Here is a 12,234-nt window from a genome sequence, read left to right as displayed (position 1 = left end):
TTTCTCATCATCCCCGACCATCCGGCCGGGGATTTTTTTATCCTCTCCCCTAATACACCATATCTGCATTGAAAACTGTGTACTCGGTTTTCGCTCCATTGTCAGATTGTGACCAGCCTCCGGTGTGAGGCCAAATCGCAAACCAGACAATGGAGCGCAGACATGAGCAACATTGACGGCTTCAAAAAGCAAATCGCCAACATCACCACGCGGGCGCATAAGATGCGTTCCGTGCTGCTTGACCCCATTGTGGCAGGATTTGCACAACACCGAGATTATCGCATACAGCCTCTCAGCCAGAAATGACCTTGAACTGGTGCTTGCCACACTGTCTAGACTTCCGGCCATGCCTGGAGCCGTGCTGCACTCTGATCAGGGCTTTCAGTACACCCACAAGACATATCAGGAACGGCTTGGCAGTTTGCAGATTCTTGGCAGCCATTCCCGTAAGGGGAACTGCCTGGATAACGCCTGTGCGGAGTCATTCTTCTCTCATCTCAAAACAGAATTATTTACAGACAACCAACCGTTACCCAAGGATGAAACTATTGCCTTGGTAGAAGCATATATCCTCTTCTACAACAAGGAACGGTTTCAGAAAAGGCTCGGCCAGCTTTCCCCGGTAGAGTACCGAGAAAAGCTGGCCGCGTAATCGTTGCCCTGGGGGATTTTTACCTGTCTACTTGACAGGGGTCAGACCAGCGTTGTCGCGTCGCTCGGTGGGGGCCTAACCGCCCCCGCCTGCCTTCAGAAAATTACTTGCCAAGAATCGCCCAAGCACAGCGCATATCGAGATAATCAGCCCACGCCTGCAACATTTTGCGTCGCTCCGTAAGCAGGTCTGAACGCTGGTAGGCTGTGGCTGATTTATGGATTTCTGGTGAAAACGCGAAACACTTCGCAAGCCTGGGACATGATGCGAAAATCTTCCCCTTTCTGGTCGATGCGACGAAAGAGTTACCATTCTCTCATGAATATTTCGACATGATCATCAGCGTGAACTCATACCAGTATTTTGGCGGGAACGAGGCCATGCTGCCGAAACTCCTGTCCTTTGTGAAGAAAGGCGGACTGATGGCGGCGGCCGTACCCGGATTCACACAAGACTTCCCCTAAGGGCAACTGCCGAAGGCAGGTTCAGCCCTTCTGGATGCCGGAGTGGTATTTTTATTCCTGCGACTGGTGGCGGGCATTATGGGAAAAAGAACCCGGCATAACGATCACTGCGTTGCGTGAAATGAGTTCATGCAAGCAGGCCTGGGATGATTGGCTGCAATCTCCCCCCCGCATGCGCAACACTATGTTGCCATGATGGAAGCGGGAGTTGGAAAATATTTCAATATTATCCAGATGGTAGCTCAAAAAGTTTAATCAGTGACCGCATGTGAATCTGCTTTGACCACTCCCCCAAAGCACAGCGCACAGCAAGGCGTTCACACAGCAAGCGTCTTGGCAGATGCGTCTGATGCCTTCTGTGTGCAGTTGGAAAGGCGAGATTTGCCCAACCGACACGGAAATGTCCCGGTAAGCTCTTACCGCTTAAAAGTCTCATCCCGACGTCCTGTCGTCCTTTTTGCGTAAACAGCCCGCAAGGCCATGCCAAGCGGGCTGTTTACCTGCCAACCGGATGAATTGTTGATTCTTCGCCACGCAAAATTCCAACCATTTCAGGGACTATGATATTCCCGTTTTTATTGGCGGCAGAGCGACGACGAAATTTCGTCGATCAATTTTCATTTGTAATATCAGTATATTACATCATTATATCTGCCTTTCTATTTCAAAGCCTATGGCGAAACCTCGCCATATAGCAATAATGATATCAATCAACAGTCTAATTTTATTAAATTTTACACTATGGAATAGCTCTTGCTATAAAGAAGATCGATATATTATCCTCTTACCAGCAACAGGAGACCGTTATGCCGACCCCAGCGTATATGACCATTACCGGCGAGCGTCAGGGCAACATCACCGCCAACAACTTTACCGAAGCCTCGGTGGGCAACATCTATCAGGAAGGGCACGAAAACGAGACCCTTATCGAGGCCTTCGAGCACAAAATCCTGCTGCCTCGCGATCCGCAGTCCGGCCAGCCCACAGGCCAGCGCGTGCACCAGCCCCTGAAGATCACCAAGGTCATGGACAAGTGCTCTCCCCTGCTCTACCGCGCCCTGACCAGCGGCGAGCGTCTGCCCAAGGTGGAACTCAAATTCTACCGCACCTCGGCCCAGGGCACCATGGAACATTATTTCACCATGACGCTGGAAGACGCCATTATTACGGACATCACCACCTACATGCCCAACTGTCAGGACCCCGGCATGGCGCATTTCACCCATCTTGAGGACGTGCAGTTCACGTACCGCAAGCTCACCAAGACCCACGAAATCGCCAGCACCTCGGAAAGCGACGACTGGCGCAAGCCGCAGAGCGCTTAGCCGCCTGGGCGCGGTTGTCGGACGCCAGCGGCGGCCGCGCCCCGAGTCCGACGCGTTGAAGCGGCGTAACCCTCGGCCCCGGAGTTCCCATGACCCAGATGCTTGCCGCCAATGCCTCCTGGTTCAACTTCACCGCCCAGAGCGGCGACTTCGGCGTGTACGCCTTCTCGGGTTTCGAGGAGGTCTGCAAGCCGTATGAATTCAGCATTGAGCTGGTCAGCCGCTCGGCCAACGTGGATCTTACGGCCCTGCTGGGCACTCCGGCCTGCCTTTCCATTGCCGACCGCAGCGGCGGCGAGCGCCTGGTCCACGGCCTGATCCGGGAGATGGAGCAGCTCCACACCGCCAACCGCTTCACTCACTACCGTTGTTCCCTGGTGCCGCGCCTCTGGTTTCTGGGCCAGATCCGCGATCATCGTATTTTTCAGAATCTCTCGGTGGTGGAAATCATCCAGCGGATTCTCAAGGAGCAGGGCTTCACGGCCGACGGCTCATCCTTCAAGCTCTCCTACAGCTATGAGCCGCGCGAGTATTGCGTGCAGTACGGCGAAACGGACCTGCACTTCATCACCCGCCTGTGCGAGGAAGAAGGCATTTATTTTTACTTTGAGCACAAGGCCGATGCCCATTGCCTCTGCTTCTGCGATCGCGAAGGCGGGCCCAAAATTCCCGGGCAGAGCGATCTGCGCTTTTTCCCCGGCTCCGGGCAGCGCTCGGATACGGCGGTCATCAACCGCCTGACCCTGCACGAACAGGTCAACAGCAATGCCGCCGCCTACCGCGAATGGAACTTCCAGAAGCCCCGCCTGGATCTGGAAGTGCGCGACAAGGAAGAGGACAAACAGGCCGCCCCGACCCCGCCAGGCATGCTGCTGGAACAGTACACCTATCCGCATCTCTATCAGTTGCGGCAGCCCGGCGAGCGTTACGTCAAGCTGCGGATGCTGCGCCAGCTGACCTTCCGGCAGTGGATCGAATGTTCCTCGGACGTGGCCCGCTTTCTGCCCAGCTATACCTTCAGCATGCACGATCACCCCCGCGAGGCCCTCAACGCTGGCTGGTGGGTGGTATCCGTGCATCACGAAGGGCAGCAGCCCGGCGTGCTGGAGCACGAAGCCCCGGACGAGCGCGGCCTGCACTATGCCTCGCGGGTCAGGGCCATTCCGGAGATGACCCGTTTCATTCCGGCCCTGGAGCATCCCAAGAATCGCGAAGAAGGCCTGCAATCGGCCATTGTCACCGGTCCTGAAGGAGAGGAAGTCTATACGGACCAATACGGTCGTGTGAAGGTGCAGTTCCATTGGGATCGCGAAGGCCAGTATAATGAAAATACCACTTGCTGGGTGCGTGTGGCTGACAGTTGGGCGGGCGAGGATTTCGGTTTCATCCAGGTGCCCCGCATCGGACAAGAAGTCATTGTGGAATATATGGAGAGTGATCCAGATCGTCCGGTGATAACCGGGCGGGTATACAATACCTTGAAGATGCCCCCGTGGAACCTACCGGAACAAAAAAACCTTTCCGGTATTCAGAGCCGGGAGTTCCATGCGGGACGCCGTAATCAGCTTGTGCTGGACGACACCCAGAATGCAATCCAGGCCCAACTGTCCAGCGACCATCAACTTTCACAATTGAATCTGGGTCATATTACCCGCATCAATCATCATTACGGGCGGAAAGATTTCCGTGGTGAAGGCTTTGAACTGCGCACGGACGGATGGGGAGTTCTGCGCGCAGCAAAAGGACTTTATTCGACAACACATAGTCGCCCATCCGCCACAAGTCACATCAAAGATTTTTCCGAGGGTGTTTCAGGATTCGCCTCAGCAGTGACTATGCATAAGGATCTTGGAGAACTTGCCCATAAGCATGGAGCCCACATCCTTGATAAGGATGTAACTCCTATCTGTGAAGAGTTGAAACAACAACAACGCGAGATCGCAGGAGATGGCAAGTCTCATAGCGAGCTGCAAAAACAGCATATTGTTTTTGCGTCTGCCGCAGGAATAGCCACGACATCTGTGGGCACGCACCATCTTCATGCGGGAGGGCATGCGGCAGTCAGCGCAGAAAAAAATATTACTCTGGCTGCTGGAAAAAGCCTACTTGGTAGTTTTTTAGAAAAAATATGCCTCTTTGCTCATAAGGCTGGAATCAAAATTTTTTCGGCAATGGGTAAAGTCCAAATTCAGGCTCAGAGCGATCAGGTCGAGATCATAGCGGACAAAAGCGTACGTGTAGCCAGTTGTAAGGAAAAAGTTGAAATTGTAGCCGCCAAAGAAATTTTTCTCTCCGCCGGGGGTAGTTACATCCGTATTAATAAAGATGGGATAGAACACGGCACTGCCAGCAAATGGTCTGTCCATGCTGCATCTCATGCCATGGAAGGACCTAAGACATGGAATACTCCGATGTTGGATTTACCAATCTCAGGATATACCAAAAATGTTAAGTTAGTATTTACAGATTTAAGTGGAAATGCGCTACAGAATGATCAAATTGTATTTAAAAATGGCAACGATGGCCGCTTACTAGAGTCAACAGATGGTAATGGAGAGATCTTGCTGAAAAATATTGCCTTGTCCAGCCTTTCCTTCATTCAAAGCAAAAGAAAACTTTGAGGAGTTGTCCATGTCTGAGAACAACGGCGTATATTTCCTGGAACTTCCAGGAATGCCTGTACAAGGCACTCTGGCCGAAGAGAATTTTATAGTTCTGCATGAGCACCGTGATGTCCACATTTCTCTGAGTTCTCCGGAGAATGCTCAATACAGAATGTCATCCACTCAGACGCCCTTTTACCTTCCCGAGAAGAAAAAACTTTTCACCGAATATATTTTTTCAGGCCAAGATAACGTCCATGCTTGGTTTTCCAAATTTGATCAGTGGACATTGCAGATCGACAAGCAAACGGATCAGGGTTGGAAACCGTTGTCCCTCATTGATCCGAAAGAGGTGGACGGCAATGACTATTCCCATCTGCTGGCACGCCCGGCTCCCATAGTTCTTGATACCCGGCCTTGCCACACCAATAGCCAGGGAAATACAGATAAAGACTTGCCTCTGACTCAGCCGCCGCAAGATAGTACCCAGGAACAGCCCTCTTCTGAAACCACACTGCACGGGCAGATCAGCGCTGCAAATCATGAACGATTGCGAGAAGTAAGGCGGAGAGCGTTAGAGCAGTCACACGAAACATTTTCCTCGTTGAGTGCCAAATGGAAGCAAACACAATGGATGTCCAGAGAGGAAGGCATGAGGCTTTGCCATGCCTACCCTCCCGAACCAGAGTATACTTATCTGATAGAGCTTTTAGAGGGTAGTCCGGCATATGAATATTTTGGAAGAGTAGCCTCAGGTGGATGGCACGTTATAAAAAATATCTATGAGGAATCAATGCTTAAGGATGCCTTATTCGCAATGGGAGTCGAGGTCATTGAGAAAGGCAAAGTAATCTTTGATGTTCACAACATAGAATATATGTTTAAAGAGTCTCGGCTTAAAGATGGGACGATAAAAAGGTTTATTATATTCAAAGGGAATCCTCAAAAAAGAATAGTACTCACTGGTACGCGATATGGAGTAACAAATACGAAAGTGTTTACACTAGCTGCACAAAAGGCATCCCTTGCTGAAATAAAAAATGTTTCATTAAGAGAAGCAAGATCTATATTTTTACCAAATCAATGGGCCGGAAGATTCTTTTATGGCGCAATTCTTCTTGATACTTTTTATTGGTGGAAAGAAGGCAATAACGATATAGCAAAACTTTTTTCAGCATTGATTTCAACAATACTAGCTTTTGAAATTACAAGTTTAATCATGCCAGCAGTTACATCCGTACTTGGTACTGCACTAGCTGCCGCTGGCATTGGTGCTGCTACAATTACAATTACTGTTGGGGGCTGTGCTATTGTAGTAGCTGTATCTATTGGATTTTTATTATCGGCAATTGGTGTAGATAAATTCTTTTATAATTTATTCAAGAAAGAATCACAAGAATATAAAAAATTGTTTGATTAATTTATATTAATAATTAAATATAACGGTGGTTTTATGAAAAATTTAGAAGACAGATTTGGAATAAAATATAAGAATAGAGACGACGCAATTAATAAAATTGTATTTAGACTTATATCAACTTTTCCAATTCTAATTCTATTCCCACTTATTACAGTCTATATAATTTCAATTTATGATACGAATAAATTTTTTTTGTATATATACTTATTATTAAATATTCCTTATTTGATAATAGTATTTTTTATAAAAAGAATATATAAAAAATATGCAGTATTTTTTGTACATGCCACTATTGCAAAATTTCACTTGATCTGTTTTATACTTATATACTTACTAGTGTCATATGTATTGTTTTATTCAATATATGTTCTAAATTTCAATTACAATATATATATATATATATCAATTTTATTTATTTTATTATCTATTTCTATATATGCTATTTGTTCTTTTAAAAAAAATATAAAGAAAAATTTCTCAATGTGTTTTTTTCTTATAAACTCAAAAGTATTTATTGATTATTCAGAAATAAAATTAAAAGTAATGGAGCCAGCTAGTTTTTTCTCAAAAATTTTATATGCATTACTTATCTATACAGTATTTCAAGGTATATTTGTCAACTTCGTAATAACCCTTGGACTCGTATCTCTCGTACTATTTTCATTACTAACATATCATGTATGTGAATTAATATACTTTAACCTATTTTTTATGCCTTATATTGAAAATCATTTCAAACAGCCAGTTCTATCAGACTATTGGGGCCTTTTTGAAGTTGACCCCGTACTTGAAAAAAAAATTCTCGGATCAAATCTTTCAAAAATTCCTATTCAATATGCAAATATTTTTACAGATATATCCTATAAAAAATGAGTTCAAAGTTTTTTGTAAAACTCAACATTGGACTATTGTGCCTGTATGAAGTTTATACTTGAGAACCATACTCATATTTAAAGAAGTTATTTTCTCATCTTCCATAATGGCAAAGTCTTCCCTTAAAAATCTAGTATGAAACAAAAATAATCTGTTACATAAAATTAGACGAATTTATTTGGAAGCAAATTTTTCGAGGTGGCGCCTGATATCCTCTGATAAATTTTTTCGAGAGTATTGCGATCGTCACTTATAAAAAATGATGGCACATTCCAGCAGGAGTAAACTATGTCACTAAAAAAAGAGGCCCGTGGTGTTATTCGCCTCGGTGATGTCACCAACCACGGCGGCAAGGTTATCTCTGTATCCCATTCCCCTACGGACATGGGCAAACCCATTGCCTGCATTGGCGACATGGTGTCTTGTCCCAAATGTGAAGGCACATATCCCATCGTTGAGGGAGATCCTTCCTGCACGATCAACGGAACTCCGGTGGCTTTTGAAGGGCACAAAACCGCCTGCGGTGCAACGTTGATTTCTTCCGTCTGATCAGGCAGTCCGGAGAACACCTGCTCCTTCTATCTATATTTTATTCACTGACAACAGCAATATTACAAATTGTAATACAATTTTTTATTATATATTTATTTATTATTATATATCTAACATAAAGATGACTCCAGATTGAGGATTCCCATAACCCAGACGGCCGCCGCCAATGTCTCCTGGTTCAACTTCACTAACTCCAGCAGTGAGTTGGACATAAACGCCTTCTTGTTTTTTTGGGGGGTCTGCAAACCGTGTGAGCTTAGCATTGAGCTGGTCAGCCGCTCGGCCAATATAGCCTTGCCTAGGCCTTCTCCCCGCTCCATTCCCTTCCCTGCAAATGCCCGCCAGCCGGGCTTTCACCTCCTCTGAATAGAGAATCTTATAAAAATTTCAAAAAATAGCCTTGCAACTAAATGTGAAAAAGTGTACTTAAAAATCAATACAAAATATCAATAAATATTTACAACAATCAGTTGGCTTTTTTTCTTGCTTTCCAGACTGTTCGCATCCGGCATGGCTCAGAGTCAGGGCAATGACTTTTGAACGATTCCGGCACGCGCTTACAGTGGGCCATATCTTGCGCCGGGGGCGCGTAGGGGCGTTATGGTAAAGCATCTTGTAAAAGCGTGGAAGGCGGTCCTGCCTGAAAACGGGCCCTGCGGGGAAGACGTCAGTTTTTCCCCGGAGTTCGAGGCGTTGCGGAATGAAGTGGAAAAAAGCACTTCCCTGCACGCCACCGAAGGTCCGGACTGGGACGCCGTGCGCAACATGGCTACGGAAATCCTCTCCACGCGGAGCAAGGACCTCTGGGCCATGGCCTATGCCATCCACGCCACCTGCCAACTGGACGGTCTGGCCGACTGCGCCGAAACCCTGGCCTGTCTCAATGAATTTCTTGGAAAATACTGGGACAACCTCCACCCCCCAGCCCAGCGCCTGCAGCGCCGCATAGCACCCTTGCAGTGGCTGCAGGCGCGTTTGCAACACGCCTCGGGCGGTACGGGCTTTTCCGTGGAAAAGCCGGAGCACGTCGCACTGCTCAAAGCCCAGCTGGAGCGCCTGCAAAAGCTGCTGGAAGCCAGGGCGGGCGATCTTGCCCCCGCATTCATGGGCATTTTCAGCAATATTACCGTCACGCCGGAGGCCGCTGCCGAACGCGAGGCGGAAACCAGAGCCGGAGAGGCGGCCGCTTCCACTGCCAGGGCGCAGGGCGCCTCTCCGGTTCTCAATGCGGCCCTGGCCGGTATGGACGCGGACGGACGCGTGCCGCCCACGGTTCTGCCGCAGCTGGTGCGCAATGTCATGGATCAGGCCAGACAGCTGGCCGGGCATTTCCTCTCGCTGGACATGCGCGACGAGCGCGCCTACCAGCTGCACCGCACAGCCCTGTGGAGCACCCTGCTGCATTTGCCGCCCGCCGACAATGCGGGGCTCACCCAGATGCCCTGCGGCGTGCCCAGGGAAATGGCCCAGGCTTACGCCTCGGCCATTGAGAACAAGCAGTTCGAAAATGCGCTGCCCCGGTTGGAGCGCTCCGCCGCCAAGGCCCCGTACTGGCTGGAAGGCCATTACATGGTGGCCCGCTGCCTGGAGGCTCTCAAGGCCACGGCCGCGCACAACAGCGTCAAAAACGCGCTGGCCCAGCTGCTGGGGCGTTTTCCCGAGCTGCTGACTTACAAGTTCAAGGACGGCGAACCCTTTGCCCCGGCCAGAATCGTGCCCTGGCTGGAGGCCCTGCAACAGGGGCAGCCCTCGGGCCAGCCCCAGGTGCCGCCGCCGGGCCGCGCGCCCGCCGCTGAAAGCGGCGAAGAGGAAGCGCGCCTGCAAGAGGCCATTGCCCTCTGCATCGAGGAAGATTTTCATGCCGGGCTGCGCCACCTGGGCAACGTCCCGGCGGGGCGCAACCGCTCCACCATATTGCACGGTCTGCTGCAGGCCCGCTACTGCCTGGCCGCGGGCAAGAAATCCGCTGCCCAGCGCCTGTTGCAGGCCCTGTACGGACAATTGGAACAATGGGATCTGCTGGATTGGGAACCGGAACTCTCCGCGCGGATCATCACCCTGCTGCTTACGGCCCAGACCAAGCCGGGCGGCCCGGAAACCGAGGAAATGAGCCGCCGTCTGCACTGGCTCAGTCTGGATACCGCCGTCGGCGTGTTGCAGGAAGCATAACCATAAACGGAGGCACACATGGCCAGGAAAGAATCGTCCGTCGCACCCAAGGAGCGCATCAACGTCACCTTCAAACCGGCTACCGGCGGGGCGGTGGAAGAAATCGAGCTGCCCATGAAGGTCATGGTGATGGGCGACTTTTTGCAGCGCCATGACCCCAGAAGCCTTCTGGACCGCAAGCCTGTTTCCATCAATAAAAACAACTTCGCGGACGTGATGGCCAACCAGAAGCTTACCCTTGAAATCGCCGTGCCCAACATGCTGCAGGACGGCGACGAAGAGCGCGACATCCCTGTGAAGCTGGATTTCAACTCCATGCGCGACTTCGAGCCCGGCAACATCCTGGACCAGATTCCGGAAACGCAAAAGCTGATGCAGATCCGCGACGCCCTGGTTTCCCTCAAGGGCCCCATGGGCAATATCCCCAGCTTCCGCAAATCGTTCGAGGAAATCGTCAAGGATCCTCGCCAGCGTGAGGAAATCCGCCGCGAGCTGGCCGAGGCCGGGGTGGACCTTTCCCTGGCGCCGCCCAAACGGGCCAAGGGCGCGGGCAACAAGCCCCAGGCCCCCGAAAAGACGGAGGAGCCCAAGGCCTGAAGCCCGTAGCCGCCTGAATGATGCTCCGGCGCCCATGGCCGGGAAACGCGGATACCTCCGGCAGCCCCGCTGCCGCACATATCTCCAAGGAGCATGCCGTTATGAGTCAAGTACAGGAGCGCCAGCACGATACGATACACGCGGGGTCACTGCTCGCGCAGATCATCAGCGAGACCAACATCACCCCGCAGGACGACGGCTATGAAGACGCGCGCCTCGGCATCGGCGCGGTTGTGGAGGAAATGCTCAAGCCCGTCAACGCGGACGAAAAGGTCAACAAGGGCATGGTCGACCGCATGATCGCGGATATCGACCGCCGCCTCGGCGCCTTCATGAACCGCATTCTGCACCATCCGGATTTCCAGTCCCTGGAATCCGCCTGGCGCGGGCTCAAGCTGCTGACCGACAGGACGGACTTCCGCGAGAACGTCATTGTGGAAATGCTCAACGTGACCAAGGACGAGCTGCTGGACGACTTCCTCGACGCGCCCGAAATCAACCAGTCCAACCTGTACAAGCAGGTCTACACGGCGGAATACGGCCAGTTCGGCGGCCAGCCCGTGGGCGCCATGATCGGCAACTACTATTTTGAGCCCACGGCCGTGGACCTCCGCCTGCTGGAAAACCTGGCCAAGGTCGCCACCATGGCCCACGCGCCTTTCATCGGCGCCGCCGCGCCGGGTTTCTTCGGCCTCAAGGACAGCTTCGAGCGCCTGCCCGCCCTCAAGGACCTTCAGGACATCTTCAGCGGCACGCGCTACACCAAGTGGCAGTCCTTCCGTGAATCAGAAGACTCCCGCTACGTCGGCCTGGCCCTGCCCCGCTTCCTGCTGCGCCAGCCCTACGATCCGGACGAAAACCCGATCAAGGCCTTTGTCTACAAGGAAAATGTGGACGACAGCCACCACAACTTCCTCTGGGGCAACGCGGCCTTTGCCTTTGCCACGCGCATTACGGAAAGTTTCGCCAAGTACCGCTGGGCGGCCAATATCATCGGCCCGCGTTCCGGCGGCGCGGTGGAGGATCTGCCCGTGCACCTCTACGAGAGCCTGGGCGACATCGAAATGAAGATCCCCACCGAGGTGCTTATTTCCGACCGCCGCGAATACGAGCTGGCCGAACAGGGCTTCATCGCCCTGACCATGCGCAAGGGCTCGGACAATGCCGCCTTCTTCTCCGCCAACTCCTGCCAGAAGCCCAAGTACTTCGGCATCTCCGAAGCGGGCAAGGCCGCCGAGCTCAACTATCGCCTGGGCGCGCAACTGCCCTATCTTTTCATTGTTTCGCGTCTGGCCCACTACATCAAGGTTTTGCAGCGCGAGCACATCGGCTCCTGGAAGGAACGCGTGGACCTGGAACGGGAACTGAACACCTGGATCCGCCAGTTTGTGGCCGACCAGGAAAATCCCAGCTCCGACATCCGCAGCCGCCGCCCCCTGCGCGAAGCCAGCATCACGGTCAGCGACGTGGAAGGGGATCCGGGCTGGTACCGGGTGAGCATGAGCATCCGTCCGCACTTCAAGTACATGGGCGCGTATTTCACGCTGTCCCTGGTCGGCAAGCTGGAAAAGGAATGAGT

General features: G+C 51.5%; 10 protein-coding genes. All 10 read left to right on the top strand.

Annotated features, from left to right (window positions below):
* Positions 1-162 precede the first annotated feature (162 nt).
* The 10 genes from HMPREF0326_RS17240 to tssC all read left to right on the top strand — a co-directional run bounded on the left by HMPREF0326_RS17240 (position 163) and on the right by tssC (position 12,232).
* Entirely contained in the window at positions 163-306 is a 144-nt protein-coding gene (locus tag HMPREF0326_RS17240; RefSeq protein WP_020990577.1) for a hypothetical protein, read from the top strand.
* A gap of 10 nt (positions 307-316) precedes the next feature.
* On the top strand, positions 317-652 hold the full coding sequence (locus HMPREF0326_RS16275; protein WP_232224950.1) for an IS3 family transposase: 336 nt from the start codon (positions 317-319) through the stop codon (positions 650-652).
* 206 nt (positions 653-858) lie between these two features.
* Entirely contained in the window at positions 859-1,116 is a 258-nt protein-coding gene (locus HMPREF0326_RS17235) for a class I SAM-dependent methyltransferase (RefSeq protein ID WP_198012624.1), read from the top strand.
* An 806-nt stretch (positions 1,117-1,922) separates the two neighbouring features.
* Positions 1,923-2,441, top strand: a complete 519-nt coding sequence (locus tag HMPREF0326_RS12155; RefSeq protein WP_008684977.1) for an Hcp family type VI secretion system effector — start codon at positions 1,923-1,925, stop codon at positions 2,439-2,441.
* 89 nt (positions 2,442-2,530) lie between these two features.
* Positions 2,531-5,062, top strand: coding sequence for a type VI secretion system Vgr family protein (locus tag HMPREF0326_RS12150; protein ID WP_008684978.1), 2,532 nt, complete (start codon positions 2,531-2,533; stop codon positions 5,060-5,062).
* A gap of 10 nt (positions 5,063-5,072) precedes the next feature.
* Complete coding sequence (locus HMPREF0326_RS16885) at positions 5,073-6,464, top strand: hypothetical protein (protein ID WP_008684979.1); 1,392 nt, start codon at positions 5,073-5,075, stop codon at positions 6,462-6,464.
* A 1,161-nt stretch (positions 6,465-7,625) separates the two neighbouring features.
* On the top strand, positions 7,626-7,886 hold the full coding sequence (locus HMPREF0326_RS16270; RefSeq protein ID WP_008684980.1) for a PAAR domain-containing protein: 261 nt from the start codon (positions 7,626-7,628) through the stop codon (positions 7,884-7,886).
* Positions 7,887-8,489: 603 nt separating this feature from the next.
* A complete protein-coding gene (gene tssA / locus HMPREF0326_RS12135) occupies positions 8,490-10,058 on the top strand; it encodes a type VI secretion system protein TssA (RefSeq protein ID WP_008684982.1) in 1,569 nt (522 codons plus the stop codon).
* A gap of 18 nt (positions 10,059-10,076) precedes the next feature.
* On the top strand, positions 10,077-10,655 hold the full coding sequence (gene tssB / locus HMPREF0326_RS12130; RefSeq protein ID WP_008684983.1) for a type VI secretion system contractile sheath small subunit: 579 nt from the start codon (positions 10,077-10,079) through the stop codon (positions 10,653-10,655).
* A 101-nt stretch (positions 10,656-10,756) separates the two neighbouring features.
* Positions 10,757-12,232 (top strand): type VI secretion system contractile sheath large subunit, encoded by a 1,476-nt coding sequence (gene tssC / locus HMPREF0326_RS12125; protein ID WP_008684984.1) that lies wholly within the window; start codon positions 10,757-10,759, stop codon positions 12,230-12,232.
* Positions 12,233-12,234 lie beyond the last annotated feature (2 nt).

Origin of the sequence: Desulfovibrio sp. 3_1_syn3 (assembly GCF_000145315.2) — a bacterium.
In the GTDB taxonomy this organism is placed as follows: domain Bacteria; phylum Desulfobacterota; class Desulfovibrionia; order Desulfovibrionales; family Desulfovibrionaceae; genus Desulfovibrio; species Desulfovibrio fairfieldensis.
The sequence above is the reverse complement of the archived record's forward strand: the minus strand, read 5'-3'. Positions and strand labels throughout refer to the sequence as shown.